Origin of the sequence: Methanobrevibacter acididurans (assembly GCF_046197875.1) — an archaeon.
Taxonomy (GTDB): Archaea; Methanobacteriota; Methanobacteria; order Methanobacteriales; family Methanobacteriaceae; genus Methanobrevibacter_A; species Methanobrevibacter_A acididurans.
Genome location: NZ_CP166991.1, coordinates 349,347 through 370,441, shown reverse-complemented (window position 1 = coordinate 370,441; position 21,095 = coordinate 349,347). Strand labels below are relative to the sequence as shown.

The 21,095-nt window shown below is 27.1% G+C and carries 18 protein-coding genes; 5 read left to right on the top strand and 13 right to left on the bottom strand.

The window, feature by feature from the left end; all coding sequences use genetic code 11:
• Positions 1-24: 24 nt before the first annotated feature.
• Together ACA135_RS01810 and ACA135_RS01805 are read right to left on the bottom strand one after the other, a co-directional pair.
• The gene (locus tag ACA135_RS01810) at positions 25-789 is read right to left on the bottom strand and encodes an aspartate dehydrogenase (RefSeq protein WP_409198606.1); all 765 of its coding nucleotides are present in this window, start codon (positions 787-789) and stop codon (positions 25-27) included.
• Between the two features lie 277 nt (positions 790-1,066).
• Positions 1,067-1,495 carry a PRC-barrel domain-containing protein gene (locus ACA135_RS01805; protein ID WP_409198605.1) on the bottom strand — a complete coding sequence of 143 codons (429 nt, stop codon included), beginning with the start codon at positions 1,493-1,495 and terminating at the stop codon, positions 1,067-1,069.
• Between the two features lie 415 nt (positions 1,496-1,910).
• Here ACA135_RS01805 and ACA135_RS01800 point away from each other — a divergent pair, with 415 nt between their 5' ends.
• Positions 1,911-2,639, top strand: coding sequence for a tRNA-binding protein (locus ACA135_RS01800; RefSeq protein WP_409198604.1), 729 nt, complete (start codon positions 1,911-1,913; stop codon positions 2,637-2,639).
• A gap of 48 nt (positions 2,640-2,687) precedes the next feature.
• Here the strand turns inward: ACA135_RS01800 and ACA135_RS01795 are convergent, their stop codons facing one another.
• Both ACA135_RS01795 and ACA135_RS01790 read right to left on the bottom strand, forming a co-directional pair.
• Entirely contained in the window at positions 2,688-4,100 is a 1,413-nt protein-coding gene (locus ACA135_RS01795; RefSeq protein ID WP_409198603.1) for a lactaldehyde dehydrogenase, read from the bottom strand.
• A 24-nt stretch (positions 4,101-4,124) separates the two neighbouring features.
• Positions 4,125-5,162 carry a M24 family metallopeptidase gene (locus tag ACA135_RS01790; protein ID WP_409198602.1) on the bottom strand — a complete coding sequence of 346 codons (1,038 nt, stop codon included), beginning with the start codon at positions 5,160-5,162 and terminating at the stop codon, positions 4,125-4,127.
• 144 nt (positions 5,163-5,306) lie between these two features.
• On the opposite strand from ACA135_RS01790, the gene ACA135_RS01785 reads away from it, so the two are divergent.
• Genes ACA135_RS01785 through ACA135_RS01775 form a run of 3 tightly spaced genes read left to right on the top strand, consistent with a single transcriptional unit; the run spans position 5,307 to position 8,241 of the window.
• Positions 5,307-6,527 carry a YcaO-related McrA-glycine thioamidation protein gene (locus ACA135_RS01785; RefSeq protein ID WP_409198601.1) on the top strand — a complete coding sequence of 407 codons (1,221 nt, stop codon included), beginning with the start codon at positions 5,307-5,309 and terminating at the stop codon, positions 6,525-6,527.
• Between the two features lie 25 nt (positions 6,528-6,552).
• Positions 6,553-7,203: a TfuA-related McrA-glycine thioamidation protein gene (locus tag ACA135_RS01780; protein ID WP_409198600.1), complete on the top strand. Its 651-nt coding sequence runs from the start codon at positions 6,553-6,555 to the stop codon at positions 7,201-7,203.
• Positions 7,204-7,212: 9 nt separating this feature from the next.
• Complete coding sequence (locus ACA135_RS01775) at positions 7,213-8,241, top strand: ATP-binding protein (protein ID WP_409198599.1); 1,029 nt, start codon at positions 7,213-7,215, stop codon at positions 8,239-8,241.
• A 26-nt stretch (positions 8,242-8,267) separates the two neighbouring features.
• Here ACA135_RS01775 and ACA135_RS01770 read toward each other — a convergent pair whose 3' ends face one another.
• From ACA135_RS01770 to ACA135_RS01730, 9 genes are all read right to left on the bottom strand, one after another.
• A complete protein-coding gene (locus ACA135_RS01770) occupies positions 8,268-8,753 on the bottom strand; it encodes a hypothetical protein (protein ID WP_409198598.1) in 486 nt (161 codons plus the stop codon).
• Between the two features lie 157 nt (positions 8,754-8,910).
• Positions 8,911-9,744: a CBS domain-containing protein gene (locus ACA135_RS01765; RefSeq protein ID WP_409198597.1), complete on the bottom strand. Its 834-nt coding sequence runs from the start codon at positions 9,742-9,744 to the stop codon at positions 8,911-8,913.
• A gap of 395 nt (positions 9,745-10,139) precedes the next feature.
• Positions 10,140-10,577, bottom strand: coding sequence for a universal stress protein (locus tag ACA135_RS01760; protein ID WP_409198596.1), 438 nt, complete (start codon positions 10,575-10,577; stop codon positions 10,140-10,142).
• A gap of 85 nt (positions 10,578-10,662) precedes the next feature.
• Positions 10,663-11,832 carry an amidohydrolase family protein gene (locus ACA135_RS01755; RefSeq protein ID WP_409198595.1) on the bottom strand — a complete coding sequence of 390 codons (1,170 nt, stop codon included), beginning with the start codon at positions 11,830-11,832 and terminating at the stop codon, positions 10,663-10,665.
• A gap of 55 nt (positions 11,833-11,887) precedes the next feature.
• Positions 11,888-14,536 (bottom strand): PEP/pyruvate-binding domain-containing protein, encoded by a 2,649-nt coding sequence (locus ACA135_RS01750; protein ID WP_409198594.1) that lies wholly within the window; start codon positions 14,534-14,536, stop codon positions 11,888-11,890.
• 264 nt (positions 14,537-14,800) lie between these two features.
• A complete protein-coding gene (carB, locus tag ACA135_RS01745) occupies positions 14,801-17,980 on the bottom strand; it encodes a carbamoyl-phosphate synthase large subunit (protein WP_409198593.1) in 3,180 nt (1,059 codons plus the stop codon).
• Between the two features lie 110 nt (positions 17,981-18,090).
• Positions 18,091-19,173 carry a glutamine-hydrolyzing carbamoyl-phosphate synthase small subunit gene (gene carA, locus ACA135_RS01740; protein ID WP_409198592.1) on the bottom strand — a complete coding sequence of 361 codons (1,083 nt, stop codon included), beginning with the start codon at positions 19,171-19,173 and terminating at the stop codon, positions 18,091-18,093.
• Between the two features lie 535 nt (positions 19,174-19,708).
• Positions 19,709-19,954, bottom strand: coding sequence for a hypothetical protein (locus ACA135_RS01735; protein ID WP_409198591.1), 246 nt, complete (start codon positions 19,952-19,954; stop codon positions 19,709-19,711).
• Between the two features lie 94 nt (positions 19,955-20,048).
• Positions 20,049-20,579, bottom strand: coding sequence for a zinc-ribbon domain-containing protein (locus ACA135_RS01730; RefSeq protein ID WP_409198590.1), 531 nt, complete (start codon positions 20,577-20,579; stop codon positions 20,049-20,051).
• Positions 20,580-20,738: 159 nt separating this feature from the next.
• Here ACA135_RS01730 and ACA135_RS01725 point away from each other — a divergent pair, with 159 nt between their 5' ends.
• Positions 20,739-21,080, top strand: a complete 342-nt coding sequence (locus ACA135_RS01725; RefSeq protein ID WP_409198589.1) for a hypothetical protein — start codon at positions 20,739-20,741, stop codon at positions 21,078-21,080.
• Positions 21,081-21,095: the final 15 nt, after the last annotated feature.

Below are 21,095 nucleotides of genomic sequence, written 5' to 3'. Positions count from 1 at the left end.
GAAAAAAAATAATTAAATTTATTATTATGTACCACTAAGTAATGTTTCATTAAAATGTTTTAATAATTTTATTGCAGAGAAAGCTGCAAGCATACTGGTTTTAGGATTAGAAGCACATGGTAAATTTTCACATCGAGTAGTGAATTTTCCGAAATCTCCTGTAACAACTACTTCATGGACATTCCTATCAACTTTTGGATCGACTATAACTTTAACATCAATATCCATATCACATGCTAAACTTAATGTAGCAGCTACATTAATGTTAAATGGAAATTTTTTAACTGCTTCTGATGCTTTACCTTCAAATAATATTTCTTCTTTATTAACATCTTTTCCTAAAGATCTAGGTGATTTTCTGGTTGTTAGTTTAGCTTCTTTAATTTCACCAATAGATGCAGCTTTTATACCATCTAATCCAAGTATTGCTCCAGAAGGAGTGTAAATTTTAGCATTATGTTTTTTTGCAGTTTCAACTACTTCATTTCTAAAATTTTCATCCATTAAAGCTCCAACACTCATAATAATCATGCTTTTTCCTTTATTTAAAACTTTTAAAGCATATTCGTTAACTGAACTTGGGGATGCTGCTTCTAAAACTAAATCAACATTATCTATTAAATCTTCAATATTTATTACTGCTATACCATTAGCAATACTAGCTAAATTTTCAGCTTTTTCCATATCACGATCATAGAAATGTTCGATAGTTATATTTTTCTCAGTTGCTAAAATATTGTTCACTATAAGATTTGCTATAGCTCCACAACCTATAATTCCAACTTTCATAAATAATCACTTTTATTTTTTTTATATTTATTTGATTTTTCTTTTTTAATGAATTAATTATTTTTCATAAGTTTTATACTTTTAATAAATCATGTTTTTTAGAAAAAAATATTAGATAAATTTTTAAAAGTAAAATATTCTTAAATGTTTAAAGTATCATATTAATCAGTTTTTTTATACTTTAATCATGATTTATAGAGAAAAAATAAAAAAATTTAATAAGTTAATAATTTTTAAAAAAAATTAATAAAAAGAAAAAAGAAAAAAACTTAAAATCTTATTCAACCTTTTTTTCTATAGTATCTTGGATTTTAGGTTCTGCTTCTTGTGTTTTTGGAGCTTTTGGTGTTGGTGCTTCTACATTAGGAGTAGGTGTAGGTCTAGCTCTTTGAGCTTGTGGTTTATGAATTAAATCTTGTGGATCTATTAACATTATATCCCCAATAGCTTTTACTTTATCATAACCAACATCAAGTAATCCTTCTTGATGATATGAATTTACATTTTCTTCTTCAGGGACCATTCTTAACCCACTAGTAAAAATGTCTCTTATTCCTACATTTTTCTTTTCAGGTTCTAATGCTTTTACTCGTAGTTTGGAAATAGTTCCATATTTAATGTTGAGTACAACATCAGCTACTTGTCCTACATATTGCCCTGCTATAGTATATATATCTAAATCATAAAGACTGGAAACTTCTACCATTTTTTCACCATTGTAAATTATTTATATAATATTGATATTATTTAGCTAAATTTTATATATTAGTTATTTTGTTTGATTAACTTGTTTTATTAAATTATTACTATGATTTAAAGTTATTTTCACTACAAAATTTAGTTAAACTTTAAGTAATATATTATTTTTTTTTATTAGTATAAAAAGTTTTTGTTAAAATTCTATTAAAATAAAAATTTTAAACTTATAATTAAAATTAAGGCTTAATAAGCGTTTTTGAATCTTAAATTAAAAGTATATTTTTCATAATAGTGTTTTAAATGAAATTGGATAAAATTGATTAATTTAAATTAAGTTTAAATTATAATAAATTTAATATATTAATTAGTATAATTTTACTTTTAAAAAATATTTATGATTATTTAAATTTGGAGAGATAATTGTGTGGGATACATCTAAAGATTATAGAATTTTAATTGCTGTTAAATCTAAAGAATTATTTATGAGAACTGTTCAAACTGGAGCATTTAGAGGTCATTGGAATAAAAAAATGGCTCTTGAATCTGCAGATAATATGGATGCTCATTTTCAATCATTACTTTATTCATACCTTGAAGGTAATGAGTTAAGTAATTCTCCGGAACTTAGTAAATTAGAGGAAGAAGCTAATTATGTGATACATTATTTAGGGGGAGATGAATGGAATCATATTTTTCTTAATAAAGCACCTAAAGAAGAACGGGAGAAAACTGAAGAGAATATTGCTAAAGTTCAATTTTTTTTAAATACAATTTTAGGTTTACGTCATAGATTATCTTTAGGTTCAATTAATGATCCAATTATTGGGATAGATATTTTTGTTGGTGAAATAATGAGTGTTAGTAAACATCCTAATGCTGATTCTTTAATGATTTGTAACGTTAACCTTAAAAAAAGAGCAATTACTGTTGTTACTAATAATTTAGATGTTAAAGAGGGTAATCATGTTGCTGTTGCCATGTTACCTCCACAAAGTTTTATGGATATTGCAAGTGAAGGAATGTTTCTTGGTGTGAATGGTGTTGTTTTAAAAGATGTTAAAGGCAAATTAGGAGAGTTACCTAATGGTATTCCTATGGAATCTTTAAATGATACTAGAAATCTTATTGAAGGATTTCTTCAAAAGAAATAAAAAAAAATATAAAAGGGAGTTAGAAAGAGATAATATTTCTAATTAAATTTAACGTAAGTTAAATCCAATTAATTTTGGTTTAGTCATGTCTTGAACGGCATATTTTATTCCTTCTTTTCCCACTCCACTAGATTTAACCCCTCCAAATGGCATATTATCTGTTCTAAATGTTGATTGTTTATTTATCCATACAGTTCCTGCTTCAATTTCATTAGCACATTTTAAACCATTATGTATGTTTTCTGTGAACACACCAGCTTGTAAACCATATTGTGTATTATTCGCAGTTTTTATAGCTTCTTCAACACCATTAACATGAATAATTGGGGCTATTGGTCCAAATGTTTCATTAGCCACTACATCCATATCCATATTAACATTGTCTAAAACTGTAGGTTGATAAAATGTGTTTTTACGTTTTCCTCCAGTTAAAAGTTCAGCTCCATCTGCTATTGCATTGTCAACTGTTTTTTCAACATTAATTGCAGCATTTTCATCAATTAATGGCCCCATATCTATATTTTCATCCATTGGATTTCCAATTTTTAATTTTTGTGTTTCTTTAACTAATAAATCTGTGAATTCTTCTGCGATAAGATTATCTACAATTATACGTTTAACACCCATACATACTTGTCCTGAATAAAGGTAAGCTCCATTTACTGCTCCTTTTACAGCTTTTTTTATATCTGCATCAGCAAGTACGATTAATGGATCGTTTCCCCCTAATTCTAATGTAATCTTTTTCATTCCAGCACGTGATGCTATAAATAATCCTGTTGCTACACTTCCTGTAAAAGATATTTTATTTATATTTTCATTAGTTATTAATGCATCACCAATTTCACCACCCATACCAGTAATTGTGTTAATTACACCTTTAGGAAATTCTTGTGCAATAATTTCAGCCATTTTAAGTCCTGCAAGAGGTGCTTGCATACTAGGTTTAAAAACTGTGGTGTTTTTTGCTGCTATTGCCGGGGCTATTTTATGAATTGCTAAATTTACAGGATAATTAAATGGTGTTATTGCTGCTACAACACCTAATGGGATTCTTTCGGTAAATGCAAAAAAACCTTTACCTCCTAAACCTGCATCTAAGGGTACTGTTTCGCCATAAATTCTTTTAGATTCCTCTGAAGATAATTTTAAAGTATCTATTGATCTTTCCATTTCGCCTAAGGATTGTTTTATTGGTTTTCCAGTTTCTTGTGTTATGATTTTTGCAAATTCTTCTTTTTCATTTTTTAAATTTTCAAAGGCATCATATAATTTTTCAGAAACTTTACGTGCACTCATCCCAGTTAATGAATTTTTAGCTTGATTTGCTGCATTAACAGCTTTTTTAACTTCATTTCTATTAGCAATAGGTACAGTATCAACTATTTCTCCATTATATGGGTTTAAAATTTCTTTATGTTCTTCTTTATCATAATTTTCCCCATTTATTAACATTTTCATTAATAGTCCTCCATTAATAATTTTTTATAATCTTTGAGGTAAATTTCCAATTATTTTACCTTTATTATCTATTAATATAGTATCTTCTATTCTAACTCCAAAATTTCCTTCTAAATAAATTCCTGGTTCAACTGTTACAATCATATTATTCTCGAGAATAGTATGGCCTCTTGTAGATAATGTTGGAGCTTCATGAATATCTAAGCCTAAACTATGTCCTGTAGTATGAATGAATTTATCCCCATATCCATAATCAGTTATAATGTCTCTTGCAATGGCATCAATTTTTGAACCATCAATTCCAGGTTTAATGGCTTTTATAGCTTTATCATGAGCTTCAAGAACAATATCAAATATTTCTTCTTGTTTTTCAGTGCTAGGATAGGTTCTTGTTGTGTCTGAGCAATAACCTTGATATTTACATCCATAATCAATTAATATATGTGAATCTAAAGGTTTAGGGCTTACAACTGCATGAGGTAAACTACTATTTGCTCCTGATGCAACTATAGTGTCAAATGATTCTACTTCAGCACCATTTTTACGCATTAAATAGCCTAATTTATATGCTGTTTCCCATTCACTTATACCTTCTTCGATTAAAGATCTTGGATTTAATTCTAATAATGATTTATGTGCAATATTCATTGCTGTATCAATTTTTTTTATTTCCTCTGAAGATTTAATCATTCTTTCTTCAGCCATGAATGGTTCAATATTTAGTTTTAAATCATTGTTGAGTTTTGTAAAACTATCTACAGTTAAATTATTTTCTATTGCTAAATTAGTTAAATTTTCTTTTTTTAATATTCTTTTAAGTTCCTCATATGATGTGAATTGTTGAATTTCTATAGAACTAGTTTTATTTGCTATTTCCATATCCATTTCTGCAACGTATATTATTGGGTTTTCTTTTAATATAGCGAAAGCAAAACTTTGGGGTAAGTATCCTGAAATGTACCTAATATTATTAAAATCTGCTAGTAACATTCCATCATAATTATTTTCTTCTAATTTTTTCACAATATTATTTAAGTGAATATTTTTACTTTCATTTGCCATAATATAATTTTCCTTCTTGATTATTTTTATTAATTTTTAATTAATGATTTGATTATAATATTATAATAAATTTTATTAACTTTATATAACAATTATTATATTATATCAAAAATTATAAATAAAATTTTAATAAAAGGAGTCAATATGTTTTCAGATATTCCAATCAAATATTTTAATGGTACTCATAGGGTTAAAGAACCTAGAGAAACTATTAAAAATTATGAAGATAAATTAAGAGTTGCAGGTATTACACGTTTAACTGAAATTACTGATCTTGATCGTGTGGGAATTCCTGTTTTTTCTGCAATAAGACCTACTGCTCAAGAAGGGAGTGTAAGTGTTTATGCAGGTAAAGGAATTGGTAAACCTCAAGCTAAAGCTTCTGCTATGATGGAAGGTTTTGAAAGATATTCTGCTGAAAAACAAAAAATTGATAATGATAATATAATTATTGGTACTTTTGAGGATATGAGTAATCCTGTTGATTTTGAAAGTTTAGTTTTACCTCAATCTGTGGATATTGAAAGTTTAAAGGGTTTAGAATTAGAATGGAGTAAAATGACAGATATTGTGTCCGAAGAAGAATTTGATGTTCCGATTAATTTAATTTATCATCCTTATATTCCAAGTAATGATAATATTACTAGTTTTGTTAAGGGGAATACTAATGGTTTGGCTTCAGGTAATGTTTTAGAGGAAGCAGTGCTTCATGGGATTTTTGAAGTTGTTGAAAGAGATGCTTGGAGTATTTTTGAAGAAACTAAAAAAAATCGAAAAGAAATTGATTTAGATACTATTGAAAGTGAAGATATTAATAATATTTTAAATAAGTTTGAAAATGAATCTGTGGATATAAATTTATTAGATATTACTGCTGATGTTGAAATTCCGACTATAGCTGTATCAAGTGATGATACTTTATTAAAAGATGCTGCTCTTTTAACATTAGGTGTTGGAACTCATTTAAATCCTGAAATTGCTGTTTTACGTGCTTTAACAGAGGTTGCTCAAAGTCGTGCCACTCAAATTCATGGTACTCGTGAGGATACTGCTCGTGCAGATTTTATGAGAAAGGCAGGTTATGGTCGAATGAAGAAAATCAATAGTCATTACTTCGAATCAGAAGGAAATAAGATTAATTTAAGTAGTATTGATAATAATAGTAGTGTTTCTATTAAAAAAGATATTGATACTTGTATTGAAAAATTAAGTAATGTTGGTTTAAATAAAATATTGTTTAAAGATTTAACACGATCTGAAATTGGAGTTAATGTTGTTAGAGTCATTATTCCAGGTGCGGAACTTTTTGCACTGGATCCTTCTAGAAGAGGAGAACGTGCTGTTGAATATGATTTAAATCATTGAAATAAATTTATGGAAACTTTTTATTATGTTAAATAAGAAAATTATAGTTTTTACGGGCCTATCTATTTCTTTTGAAGATGCTGAAAAAATTTTACATGCCGATTATCGATTTCCAGTTAAAAGAGGAGATATTCTTAATGCTTTAAATGATAAACCTGATATTATTGGGATTATCGATGGTGTTTTTCATCAACATCCTGCAGTTAGCCATAAAGAAATTATGAAAGCAATGAATGAAGGTGTAACTGTTGTTGGTGGAGGCAGTATGGGTGCTTTAAGAGCTTCTGAATTAGATGATTTAGGTATGATTGGTATTGGTAATATTTATAAACAATACAGGGAAGGTATTTTAAATTCAGACGATGATGTTGCTGTAACATTTGATCCTGAAAGTCAAAGTGTTTTATCTGAAGCTTTAGTTAATGTGAATTATAAATTAGATTTAAGTGTTGAAGAAGGAATAATTGATACTGAATTGGAAAATCATATATTAAATGTTGCTAAATCAATTTATTATCCTAAAAGAACTTATTATAATATTTTTAAAAAATCTGAGTTAAGTGATGATATTAAAGATGAATTAATTGATTTTATTACTAGTGTTCCAGATATTAAAACTTTAGATGCTATAGAAGTATTAAATTATATTAAATCATTAAGTATGATTCATAATTGAGGAGTTTCTATGAGTATTGAAGATAAAATTAATAGAGTAAAAAGGGAACTTAGAGATAAACGTGTTGCTATTGCATTTTCTGGAGGAGCAGATAGTAGTTTACTCTCTAGTTTAATTGTTGAGGTTTGTAGAGATCCTATTGCTATAACTATTGATAATGGTTTAATGCCTACAGGTTTTATTGAAAATTCTAAAAAGATTGCTCATAAAATTGGTATTTCACAGAAAATTGTTAAAATTGACCTATTTAATGTAGATGAGTTTAGAGAAAATAAAGGAAATCGATGTTACCTTTGTCGTCAAATCATGTATGATAAAATTAAAGAGGTAGCACATGATGAATCTATTGATATAATTGTAGATGGAAATAATATAAGTGATCTTTTTGATGATCGTCCAGGGATTTTAATAACTTATAAAAATAATTTTTTAACACCCCTTATAAATGAAGGTATAAGTAGTGAAGAAGTAAAAAAATATTTAAAAGAAAATAATATTGAATATAACAAATCAACAACATGTCTTGCAACACGAATAAAAACAAATATTCCCTTAAGTCATGAAAATATTAAACGTATTGATTATAGTGAAGAGTTTGTTAAAAACATTAATAATGATGAAATAATTAAAATAAGAGATAATAACAATAATGCGGAAATAGAAATAGAAAAACCTTATGAATTAGATGAAAACAAAATCAATTTAATAAGTAATAAGCTTAAAACATTAAAATTTAATAATATTTTACTTAATATCACACCTAAGACTAATAAAAACAAAATGATAAATTTCAAATCAGAACAGAACATATCAGAAACTAAATTACCTTACACCATAAATATTTCAAAAAGTAATGAAAAATTAAAAGAATTAGGGAAAATTAAAACTTTAAATAATAATACAATTAGTTTAAGTTTTAATAATAAAAATGTTATAATCTCTGAAAAAGGTAAAATCATTATAGAAAATGTTAAAGACTTCACAGAGAGTAAAGAAACATTAATTAGAATATTACCTTTTATTAGAAGAAATATTTAAAATAAGATAAACTTTTATTTTATTAACTATTTTTTTTGTTGAAGTTTAACAAAATCCTTAAAGGACATTTTTTCCTGACTAACTAATTTTTTTTCAACATGTTTTTCATGAATATTTGAAACTAGTTCTTCTTTATCTTCAGCAGAATATGTTTCTTCAGATAAAATCCCTTTTAATGTTATAATTTTACCATCTAATTTGAATTCAGTCCCATCAGCTTTAACTTCAATTAGTTTAATTTCTAATTTTGTTGCTTTTTCTAAAACATCATCTGTAAGAATATCATATTTTAGAAATAAATTTTGATGAGGGTATACTTCATTAACAGTTCTTTTTATAACATTTTCAAATAATTCTATAAGATTTTTTATAACTGGTAAATTGTTTTCCCAGTAATAACCTAACATTACACTTAATTGAATATTGTTTTCTTTATAAACTTCTCCCACTCTAACTCTTATTCCTATTGTACTAGGAGTATCTTTAATTATTAAAATAGGTTGTGATTCCATATGTTTTCCACCATAAATTTAGATAAAAAAATTTTAAAAGGAATTTATTATAATTCTTTTTAAAGATTTATAGAAAAAATTTTTTAGATAAAAAAATGATTTAAAAAAAAGGAAAGTGAAAAAATGGTTTTTCTCACTTTTTTTATAATTTTTCTTTTTAGATTAAAGCTTTAATCAAGTCACTTGCTCTAACAAGACCTATAAGGTCGCCTTCAATTCCAATTACTGGTAATTGTTCAACATTTAATGACTTCATTTTTTCTGCACATGCAGATACTTTAGTTTTAGAATTAGCTGTAGTTACTTTATCAGAAGCTACATCACGAACAACTTTATCTGTGAATTTAAGTTTATTTTTTTCAATGTATAATACACTTGTACTATCCCAAGACCATTTGTCTCCTTCAGTACCTACAGTAGAGTCATGTTGTGTTGTTTCACTTCTAACTTCACTTTCTGCTATGAAATCTGTTTCAGTAAGTATTCCACTCATTTTTCCTTCATTATTTAATCCGATTAATGATTTTAATCCGAATAATGCCATGTTCTCAAAAGCAACATTTAAAGGTGTTTGATCCCATGCAGTTGGAACTGTTTTTATCATATAATTTTCCACAGGATCTTTAATATTCATTTGAGTTAGTGCTAATGATACAATATCAAATGCTGTTACAATTCCAGCTAAATCTTCACCCTCAACCACTGGAACTCTTCTTACATTATTTTTTACCATTTTTTTAGCTACTTCTTCAATAGGTTCATCTAATTCAGCAGTAACTAAATCTCTTGTCATTAACATTGCTACTTGTTCTTCATCAGGATTAGTTATTAAGTCAGAACGGGTTAATATTCCTACTAATTTTTTAGAACCTTCTTTAACTACAGGAACAACTGATACATTCTTTTTAACAATTATTTCTAAAGCTTTTTCACGTGTTCCAGGAACACTAACATAAACAACATCTTCAGACAATATGTCTTTTACTAACATTAATATCACCATATACTATTTTTTTGTATAATATTATTCTATTTATTCTTAATCTGATTTAATTTAAAATAGGTAAAATATCTCCTGTTTTTTCTTTATTTAACTTTTTATACTTGTATGATTTTTTAAAATATTATATATTTTATATTCTTTACACTAAAATCAGTGAGAATAAAGAAAAAATTTTATTATAATAATTTTTTTAAATTAATATATAAAATTTTATTAATTTTTTAAGAATTTTACATTAAATTAATAATATAATACTATTAGTTTATTGTTTTATTTTTATTTTATATAACTTTTATGTAAAAAGGTTTAATTAGTATTTAAAAAAAGAATAAAGGTTTTAGTAAAAAAAGTAAAAAAGTTTAAATTTTGAAAAATAAATTTTTTTAGTGGACTACTAAAACTTTACATTTAGCAGCTTTAACTACTCTTTCAGCAACACTTCCCATAATGAAGCGATCAAATCCAGTTTTACCAGAACTTCCCATTACAATTAAATCGATATTTTCATTTTCTGCTGTTTTTAGTATAACATCTGCTGGAGAACCTTCACCGATTTTAGTAGTTACTTTTACATTATCCCCAATATCATTTTTAGCATTATTTAAATTATTTTTAACATCTTCTTTAAGCATTTCAGTTATTCTAAAGGTAGTATCATCTGCAGGTAAACCTACTGAAAATGAGTTTTCCACTACACTTAAAATGATTAATTCTGCACCAGAAGCTTCTGCAAGGAATAATGCATCCTTTTCAGCTTTTTGTGCATATTTAGAACCATCAGTTGGGAATAATATTCTTTTATATAATTGTTCTTCCACCATGTTATCACCTTTTTTATTTTATAATTTTAATGAATGAAATCTTTTTCGATTAAGATATTATTTTATTGCTTATTAAATTTATGTATTAAAATTTTATAATATTCTTATTGAATAAATATTTAATATGTTCTGTTTCTGTTCTGTTTATTAGACTTAAGTAATTATTTTTTGATAATTTTTTAACTACCATTAATTGTGGGCTACTACCTTCTGTGATTATAGTTTTATTAATTATTGAATTTAATAATTGATTATTAGCTTGAGCACATATATTAGTTGTTGCAAATTCAAGTATTGTTTTAGGTGGAACATAATGCTTATTTTGTGCTCTCATAATTTTAAGCGTATATTCTAATTCCCTAAAAATATTTGGCGTATTTACCATTAAATTGTCTGTTCCAATTAATGGTTTTAATCCTGTTTTTAAAATTTTTTTTATAGGAGGAGTACCAACAGCCAAAGTTGCATTTGCCCTAGGACACAATGTTATAGATGAATTTGAATTTTTTAACAAATCAATATCATCTTTAACAGGATTGGTAACATGAACTATTTGTTTAAAACCAGAATCAACACTTAATTTAATTTCTGTCTGCCCCTTTTTTTCTATGGACTTTTTTTGTGCATTTTCACTTTCTGCAGCATGAATTGAAGAAATTTTCCCTTTTTTATCACATTCCTCAACAATTATATTTGCAACTTCTTGACTTATTTCTCCAAATCCACTTGGTGCTAAACCATCTGCTATTTTTAATAATTTCCGTACATTAATTTTTACTTTATGTAAATCAGGATTATCACCATAGAAACTATTATCTCTTCCAAGAATTATTGGATTTATTGGAATATTTTCAGATGCTTTTTTTAATAATTTAACCCCTTTAATTCCACCTTCACGATAATCAATAAAGTGAGTAGTTCCACTTTTTAACATTGTAATCATGGCATCTTGCATAGAAGAAATTAAACTATCTTCATCAGCATTTTCTAATGCTTTATGTTTAATACCATTTGGAGGTTTTACAATTTCACTTAATGATAAACCATCACCTTCATCTTTAATTATAGAATCTCCAATATGAGTGTGTGCATTTAGAAATGAAGGACAAATTATACAATTTGTAGCATCTAATATTTTTCCTTCTTTAATATCAGGTGATATTTCAAGAATACATCCATCATCTATTAAAATATTTTCTTTTGAGGGAACTAGATTTAAACCTTTTAAAACTATCCCATTACTTATAGTTATCATAAAAATCTTTTATATTATTAGTTTATTAATAAAAAATATAGGAAGATTATATTTTTTATTTTCCATAGTAACTTATTGCTTCATCCTTTTTCATATCATAGTAAAATTCCATTTTACCATCTTTTATTTCCACTACATCAACCATCTCATATATTTCATCACCTAATGTAGAATCTATATCTTTTAATTGATTTGGGAATTGATCTAACAAGTGTGTATCATAGACTAATCGAGTTTCATCTTCAAATAATGCTCCATAAAATATATCTGCTTCAACAAGGTCTTGGAATAAATGACTTCCAAATGATAATTCTGGAACATACCCTACTTCACTATAAGACACTTCTAGTATAGCAAAGAAGTCACTAATATCTGCAAATGTTACAGGTATTCCAAGTTCAGGTGAAGATGTGCCTATTCTTCCAGGTACTATTAACATTAAGTTTATATTTTCATGTTTATAGTAATCATTTATTTTTCCAATTATACGAGCTATGTTAGACTTTTTATTGTAAGGGAATTCATAATATTTATGTGGATCTACAGTTACAATTACATCAATGTTTTCTCTTCTAGATCTTCCCATACTTGCATCTTTAATATGGAATAAGATATTATCTTTTATTTTAGGAATTTCAATGTTCTCATTTGATTTTGATATTGATAATGGCCTACATTGTACTAAGTTTACTACAAATGAATGTTGTTGTCCTATATTTACTGTGAATTCTATATCTACTGGGAAGTTATAGTTTTCTTCTAATGTTTTTAATATATTTTGCATCATGTTTGTGAATACTTTATTATTAACCATTCCTTGACATGACACAAATACGACTTCACGAGGATGACCTTGTTCCTTGTATCTTTCTTCTATTTCAGTATCATGTTCTACAACTTCATTTTTTGCATATCTAGGTAAAACTTCTAATCCTTCAGATACTGGGTGTTCTTTTACGGAAATTTCTTTTAAATCAAGAACATCTAAGGAATGCTGTGAATATCTATGTCTGTCTGCCATACTTGTCATTGTAACTACTTTAGGCTTATCTAAGTTGATTATTCTTGGATAATCATTCTGTGTTCTGTCTACTGCTTTAGTCCCTAATCCCATTACAAGTCTTAACATTCCTGCTTTTTTATCCATATCAGGTAATGGAGAGTATGGACTATATGAGTATCCTACTCCCGCAACAGTTGGGAAGTAATAATCTTCATAATATGAACCTGATACTCTTTGAACTAAAAGAGCCATTTGTTCATCAATATCTTCCAAATGATTCCTATTACGATACTCTAATGCAGATATATCCATTGTACTTGCATAAACTGTTTTTACAGCATTTTCAAAATCTTGCAATCTTTCTTCAAATGTTCCACGATTTACACAGAATACTGATTCATATTTTCCAGCAAATGCATTTCCAAACCCATCTTCTAAGAAACTACTGCTTCTAACGATTATTGGTGTTTGTCCAAAGTAATCCAATATTCTTTTAAAGTTTTCTCGTATTTCTTCAGGGAAAATTCCATTTTGAAGTTCCTTTTTAAGTTTTTTAGCTTCAACATAGTATCCCTCTTTAGTTCTTTGTTTTATTCGTAAATCCCAAAGGTGGTTAGCTACAATGTATGTGTAAAACATATCTGAACCAATGTAAAATGAATCATGAGGTTCTAATCTTTTATATTCTTCAGGTAATTTGTTTTTTATTATTTTCCGTGCAAGAAGCATCCCACATGCTTTTCCACCTATCATTCCACTTCCTATTAATCTATTATATATTTCAAAGTAGTCTGAGGGTTCAAAGTTTTCTTTAACTAATTGGAACATGTGTGAATCTTTGCTTATCATCATTTTACACATTCTATCACATTTATCTGTGATATCTTCCCCATTTCTGTATTGGAGGTGTGCTAATGTGAAGAATCTATCCCAATTATCTGTAGTTTGTTCGTTATGATATGCTGATGATTTGTTTAATACTTGGTAAAATCTACTTACACCAACACCATCTGTTAGTACTTCGATTGATTGGTCCTCTTTATTATATTTGTGTCCTAAAAACATGCTTTGTGAGTATCTGTTCCATATTTTTAGTGGATGTATGTAAATTTCATCATCTTCACTGTATATATCTATTAATAATTGTGTTGTATCTCTAATTTTAGCTATTGTTTCAAAGGAATGGCTTCCTCTATGTAGTGGGAAGTATGCTACTGTATCTAATTTGAATAAGTAAGGACATGTTACTCTGAAGAAGTTTCCCATCATTAAATCTGCAGACCATGCTACTTGAAGTTCGGATAGGGAATCAAACACATAGAATGAGAATCTTCCTTCTTTTGTAATGATATTGTGTACTGCTACTGTGAAGGCTTCGAATTGTGTTGATGGATCTACTTGGTATATTTTTAAACCATTTTCTCTTTGAATCATTGTGTATAATTCATCACTATTTGGATCTCTTTGGTTTAAAATTTCTTGTTCTTCAGGTGTGATATCTACAAATGGTTCATGATATGCAAATCTTATATATATTAAGTTTCTATGGTCTTTTAAAGCTTGGTTGATGAAAGGTTTTACAAATAATCTAAATTCATCTAATTCTGATACGTGCCATACTACATTATCCCCTAATCTTATATTGTCTAATGATTTATCTAAATCAGGAATTCCAGATTTTATTCTGTCAAATGATCTCATAATAATGTTTCCCTCCCCTAAAATTTTTAGGTTTTTATAATAAAGATTTTTAATTTTTTAAATTCAATATTTTTAGTTAACAATTTTATTGTTAATATATTTTTTCAAAAAATTAATTAAATGTTTAAAAAAAGAATATTTAAAAGATGTAATTTTGAATAAAAAAAGAGTTAATAAATAATTTTTGAATAAAATTATAAAATATTTATTAGGATTATGGAAAAATAAATGAGAAAATATTAAAAATTAAAAGTTAATAAAAACTTAAATTGACTCATCAAGATGGTCATTTAAGGATTTAACTTTAATTTCATTATTTTTAATAGCTTCAATTGCTTTTAATGCTGCTCTAGCTCCAGCTAATGTAGTTACATAAGGTATTCCAAGTTCTATAGCTAATCTTCTAATGATATATCCATCTTCAGATGCTTGTTTTCCTGCTGGTGTGTTGATAATTAAATCAATTTCATCATTTAACATTTGTTCTTTAATGTTTGGAGATCCTTGTGAAACTTTTTTAATTTTATCTATTGGAACATTTTGTACACTATCTGCAGTTCCAGATGTAGCTACTAATTTGAATCCTAAATTATGTGCTTTTTCAGCTATTAATTGGATTTTCTTTTTATCTTGTTCTTTAACACTTATGAAGATTGTGCCTTCTTTTGGTAAATCCATTCCTGCTGCTAGTTGAGATTTGTAGTATGCTAATCCGAATGTTTCATCAACACCTATACTTTCTCCAGTGGATTTCATTTCTGGACCTAGTATTGTGTCAGATTCTGGGAGTTTGATGAATGGGAATACTGATTCTTTTACAGCTACATGATTTATTTTTATTTCTTTAGTTAAACCAAAGTCTTCTAATTTAGCACCTACCATTAACCAAGTTGCTATTTTAGCTAAAGGTATTCCTATTGCTTTACTTACAAATGGTACAGTTCTACTTGCTCTAGGATTAGCTTCTATGATGTAAACCATTTCTTCATCTAATTTCACAGCATATTGGATATTCATTAAACCTACAACATCAAGTTCTAATGCTAAGTTTTTAGTGTTTTCTCGTATAATGTCTAAGATGTGTTCAGGTATTGTTTGTGGAGGTATTACACATGCTGAATCTCCTGAATGCACTCCTGCTTCTTCAATGTGTTCCATGATTCCTGCAATAAAGACATTTTCTCCATCACATAATACATCTACATCTAATTCTATTGCATCTTCTAAGAATTTATCTACAAGTATTGGGTGTTCTGATGAGACCTTTACTGCTTCTTGCATATAAGTTTCAAGTTCATTATCATCGTAAACTATTTCCATTGCTCGTCCACCTATTACATAAGATGGTCTTACAAGTACTGGGAATCCTATTTTATGTGCTGCTTTCTTAGCATCTTCAAATGAATGTGCTAATCCATATGGTGCTTGATGAATATTTAGTTTGTTTAATACTTCAGTGAATCTTTCACGATCTTCTGCTTTATCAATACTTTCATAAGGAGTTCCTAATATTTTTATTCCTGCATTTGCTAATGGTACTGCTAGGTTTATACTTGTTTGTCCACCAAATTGTACAATAACTCCTTCTGGTTTTTCATTTTCAATTACTCCCATTACATCTTCAAATGTTAATGGTTCAAAGAATAATTTATCAGATATATCATAATCTGTACTTACAGTTTCAGGATTGTTATTAATAAGTATTGTTTCTATTTCTTGTTCTTTTAATGCAAGTGAAGAATGTACACAGCAGTAATCAAATTCTATTCCTTGACCTATTCTTATTGGTCCAGCACCTATAATCATGATTTTTCTTTTATCATCAATTTTTAATTCATTTCCATCATCATAACTACTGTAATAATAAGGTGTTTTTGCTTCAAATTCTGCAGCACAAGTATCAACCATTTTATAGTTTGGTTTAATACCTGTTTGATTAGCTATTTCAACTATATCTTCTTCTTTTTGATTAGTTAGTTCAGCTAATGTATAATTTGAGAATCCCATTGTTTTTGCTTTTTTAAATGTTTCAGGATTTTTAATATTTTCTTTTGTTAATGTTTTTTCAAAATCTATAATGTTTTGTATTTTATCTAAAAAGAAAGTGTCAATATTTGTTAATTCATATAATTTTTTTACTGACATTCCATCTTTTAAAGCAGTGTACATTTGGAATAATCTTTCATCAGTTGGATTAATAAGGTCATCTTCAGTGTACTTGCATTCTTCAAAACCATGAACTCCAATATCTAAGGATCGTATAGCTTTTTGTAATGCTTCTTCCATTGTTCGACCGATTGCCATTACTTCCCCAGTTGCTTTCATTTGTACTCCAATTTTTCGATTTATTCCTTTAAATTTATCAAATGGCCATCTTGGAATTTTAACTACTACATAATCTATGGAAGGTTCAAATGATGCAGGTGTTTCTTTAGTTATGTCATTACGGATTTCATCTAAAGTTAAACCTAATGCTATTTTTGAGGATATTTTAGCTATTGGATAACCTGTTGCTTTTGAAGCTAATGCACTACTTCTACTTACTCTTGGATTAACTTCAATTACTTTGTATTCATTTGTTTTAGGGTTTAATGCAAATTGTATATTACATCCACCTTGTATTCCTAAAGATCTAATAATTTTTATAGAAGCATCTCTTAATTTTTGATATACTTTATCATTTAAATTTTGTATTGGTGCTACTACTATACTTTCTCCAGTATGTATACCCATTGGATCCATGTTTTCCATGGTACAAACGATTATACAAGTATCATTTTTATCTCGCATTACTTCGAATTCTAATTCTTTCCATCCAAGAACAGATTCATCTATAAGAACTTGATTAATTAGACTCATGTCTAATCCATGTGTAGCTATTTCTTTTAGTTCTTCTTCATTGTGAGCTACACCTCCACCAGTTCCACCTAATGTAAATGCAGGTCTTACAATTACAGGGTATCCTATATCATTAACTGCTTTTATTGCATCTTCAATTGATTCAACAGCATGACATCTTGGAATTGGTTCATTTAATCTGTTCATGAAATTTCCGAATAAATCTCTGTCTTCAACATCCTTAATAGTTTGAACATTAGAACCTAAAACTTTAATATTATCCAGTAATCCTAAATCTCCAAGTCCTGTTGCTATGTTTAATCCTGTTTGACCACCCATAGTTGGGAGTATTGCATCAATATTTTCTTTTTCAATAATTTTTGCAACTAATTCAGGTGTTAAAGGTTCTGTATAAACAGTATCCGCCATATCCATATCTGTTTGAATTGTTGCCGGATTACTATTTACTAAAACCGTTTCAATTCCTTCTTCTCTAATTGATTTACATGCTTGTGATCCAGAATAATCAAATTCTGCAGCTTGACCTATTTGTATAGGTCCTGAACCAATTATTAACACTTTTTTTATATCCTTATCAATAGGCATTATATAATCCTCAAAATAATTTTTTTATAAAGTTTAAATCCGTAAAAAAACTAATTAATCATTTTTAAAAATTTTAGTAATTCAAATAATATTAATTTTTCATAATTTATTTAATATGTATCCATCATTTCCTTAAACTCATCATATATGAATCTAGTATCATTAGGTCCTGGACCTGCTTCTGGATGGTATTGTACACAACGTAAAACTAATTCATCATGGGAGAATCCTTCAGGTGTCCCATCATTTAAATTAACTTGAGTTAAATTTAATGGAGTATCTTTTAATGAATCAGCATCAACACTAAATCCATGATTTTGTGAAGTTATAAATACATTACCAGTCACTAAATCTTTTACAGGTTGATTTGCTCCTCTATGACCAAATTTCATTTTGAAAATTTTTGCACCAAAAGATTTTGCTATTACTTGTTGACCCATACAAATACCAAAAATAGGTAATTTGTTTGATAACTTCTGAATAGTATCAATTGTTTTAAGGTTTCTTTCTGGATTTCCAGGTCCACATGAAACCATTAAACCATTAGGATCATAATCCATTATTTTATCACTTGGAGTGTCATAAGGGAATAATGTTACACCCATTCCTTTATCTAAAAAGCCTTGAATAATGTTTTTCTTTACCCCACAATCAATTAGAGCAACATTTAAATCCATATCTTCTCCATATTTTTTTATTTCTTTAGTAGATACTTTTGGAACTAAATCAATATCTTGAATATTAGGTTGTGCTCTAGCTAGTTTAAGAAGTTCATCATCAGCTATATTTTCAGTTGTTAAAGCCCCTTTCATAGACCCAAATTCTCGAATTTTAAGAGTTAATGCTCTAGTATCAATTCCACTAATTCCTGGAATTTCAAATTCTTTTAAAAATTCATCTAATGACTTATCTGCACCAAAACAACTTGGTTTTCTACATAATTCCCGAACTATAAATCCTTCAGTTTGAATTTTATCAGATTGATACCAATCTTCATCTACTCCATAATTTCCTTCTAAAGGATATGTGCTCATTAAGATTTCACCTTTAAATGAAGGATCAGTTAAAGATTCAGTATAACCTGTCATACCTGTTGAAAAAACAACTTCCCCTACATTCGTAGTTTCATATCCAAATGCTTCACCTTTTAAAACAGTTCCATCTTCTAAAGCTATCTTAGCCTCTTTTACCATTGAATCACCATTTATTTATAAAAATATTATATTAATATTACAAATTATAATTATATTTATAAAACTCCCTTAAAATAATTAGCTATTTTTAGTATTATGAAAAAAATCTTTTTAAACAATTAATCTTTTATTTTTAAAAAAAATTTTAGAATTAATAAATAAATTATCATTGAAATAAAATATGCAAGTATATCATACCAATCAAAAACACTTCCAGGTTTTAAAAATAATGAAAGATACTCCCAAAAAAATATTGCAATTAATGTTATTAAAATTATAATTACTGATTTTTGTAAGTATATTGGTGAAATTGTGTTGATAAAACTGAAAAGTAGTAATGTGGCTAATAAATCATTGAAATAATTAGAAAAAAAAGAATTTAAAGATATTAAAATAAATTTATTAATTAAATATAAAGTGAAAGCTATAATAAAAATTATTAAATTTTTCCCACGAAATGTTAACTTTTGATTTTTTATTAAGAAATTTTTTATCATGAAAAACCTTAAAAATTAAAATAAAATTTATAAATTGATTAATGGAAAGTTAAGGCAATAATTGCAAATAAAATTATGAAAACAACCACTAATAAAAGAACTAATGGGTTTTGAGTGGAAAACATAAAATCATTATTATAAGAATCATTAGAATTGTATGTTTTTTCATTATACTGAGTTGTGTTTTCAGTATTTTGATTTGAAGTATTAACTTCATCATCAATTTCTTCTTTACTCACCACATCATAATCATTAACATCAATGACTTCATCTTCACGACTCATATTATCACCATTTTTTTAAAAACATAAAATTTTTAGAGAATATAATTTATTATATTCCACATATTATAATTATTTTTATTTAAATAATTTTTTATTATTCCTCAGAACTTTGACTAAGACCTAAGTTATTATAATTATTAGAATTTTCTGAATCTGCAGATCCATCTGAATCTCCAGAATCAGTACTATAATCATTAGAATCTGAAATTGAAGATGAACTTTCACTATCAACTATATTTTGTTGATTATCCTGTGATGTATCAAAAGGATATGTGAACTCATCAGGGAAAATTAAACCAGTGGGAAATGATGATGAAACTTCTTTAACACTACTTTGTGAACTATGAGTAGTAGTTGAAACTCCTGAATCCCCACTAATATTATTATAACTATTAGTATCTGCATTAATAATAGATGCACTTAATCCACTAATTACAAAAAATATGATTACTATAAGAGTAAGAATCATAATTTTTTCATGTTTTTCCTGTTTTTTATCTGTTTGTGAATTTTGATTTATAGTATTATCTTCATTATTAGTCGTAAAGGAAGCTCCACATTTTCGGCAGAATTTTGCCCTTAATTCATTATCTGTCCCACAATTCAAACATTTTTTATATTTCATAGAAAACCTTTATAAATTTAATATATAATCATTAAATAATATATAATAAATAATTTAAAAGTTTTACTAAATTATTAATATAAAAAATGAATTATAAATAATATAATAACTAATGATATTCTTAAATCTCAAAAATTGAATTAGGAAAAAAAGATAATTATGAAATCTATGGATGAAATTAATGAAAAATTAACTGAGTTAAAAGAAAAAGAAGAAGGAATTATAAACACTACAGAACCAATAACTAATGAGATTAGTGTTATATTAGTTGGTAGCCAACTTCAACAAGCAGTAATAAAAGCTGTTATTAATAAAGATGAAAGTGAAATTGAAAAAATGGTTGAAAAAGAAACTAAAAAACTTAAAAAATTAAATGAAGATTATGCTATAGCCAGCGAAAAAGGAGACATGGAAAATAAAAGAGCACTTCATGCTGCTGAATGGACTTGTGATATTAAATTAAACACATTACAATGGATTCTTGGAAATACATTAGATTAAAAAAAAAAGTTTTAA

Excerpts from the sequence above, each read along its gene's own strand:
- ACA135_RS01730 (WP_409198590.1), bottom strand. The coding sequence starts at position 20,579 with ATGAAATATAAAAAATGTTTGAATTGTGGGACAGATAATGAATTAAGG.
- ACA135_RS01795 (WP_409198603.1), bottom strand. The coding sequence starts at position 4,100 with ATGAAAATGTTAATAAATGGGGAAAATTATGATAAAGAAGAACATAAA.
- ACA135_RS01755 (WP_409198595.1), bottom strand. The coding sequence starts at position 11,832 with ATGATAACTATAAGTAATGGGATAGTTTTAAAAGGTTTAAATCTAGTT.
- ACA135_RS01810 (WP_409198606.1), bottom strand. The coding sequence starts at position 789 with ATGAAAGTTGGAATTATAGGTTGTGGAGCTATAGCAAATCTTATAGTG.
- ACA135_RS01790 (WP_409198602.1), bottom strand. The coding sequence starts at position 5,162 with ATGGCAAATGAAAGTAAAAATATTCACTTAAATAATATTGTGAAAAAA.
- ACA135_RS01750 (WP_409198594.1), bottom strand. The coding sequence starts at position 14,536 with ATGAGATCATTTGACAGAATAAAATCTGGAATTCCTGATTTAGATAAA.
- ACA135_RS01735 (WP_409198591.1), bottom strand. The coding sequence starts at position 19,954 with ATGAGTCGTGAAGATGAAGTCATTGATGTTAATGATTATGATGTGGTG.
- ACA135_RS01770 (WP_409198598.1), bottom strand. The coding sequence starts at position 8,753 with ATGGAATCACAACCTATTTTAATAATTAAAGATACTCCTAGTACAATA.
- ACA135_RS01765 (WP_409198597.1), bottom strand. The coding sequence starts at position 9,744 with ATGTTAGTAAAAGACATATTGTCTGAAGATGTTGTTTATGTTAGTGTT.
- carB (WP_409198593.1), bottom strand. The coding sequence starts at position 17,980 with ATGCCTATTGATAAGGATATAAAAAAAGTGTTAATAATTGGTTCAGGA.
- ACA135_RS01805 (WP_409198605.1), bottom strand. The coding sequence starts at position 1,495 with ATGGTAGAAGTTTCCAGTCTTTATGATTTAGATATATATACTATAGCA.
- ACA135_RS01785 (WP_409198601.1), top strand. The coding sequence starts at position 5,307 with ATGTTTTCAGATATTCCAATCAAATATTTTAATGGTACTCATAGGGTT.
- ACA135_RS01775 (WP_409198599.1), top strand. The coding sequence starts at position 7,213 with ATGAGTATTGAAGATAAAATTAATAGAGTAAAAAGGGAACTTAGAGAT.
- carA (WP_409198592.1), bottom strand. The coding sequence starts at position 19,173 with ATGGTAAAAGAGGCTAAGATAGCTTTAGAAGATGGAACTGTTTTAAAA.
- ACA135_RS01780 (WP_409198600.1), top strand. The coding sequence starts at position 6,553 with ATGTTAAATAAGAAAATTATAGTTTTTACGGGCCTATCTATTTCTTTT.
- ACA135_RS01725 (WP_409198589.1), top strand. The coding sequence starts at position 20,739 with ATGAAATCTATGGATGAAATTAATGAAAAATTAACTGAGTTAAAAGAA.
- ACA135_RS01760 (WP_409198596.1), bottom strand. The coding sequence starts at position 10,577 with ATGGTGGAAGAACAATTATATAAAAGAATATTATTCCCAACTGATGGT.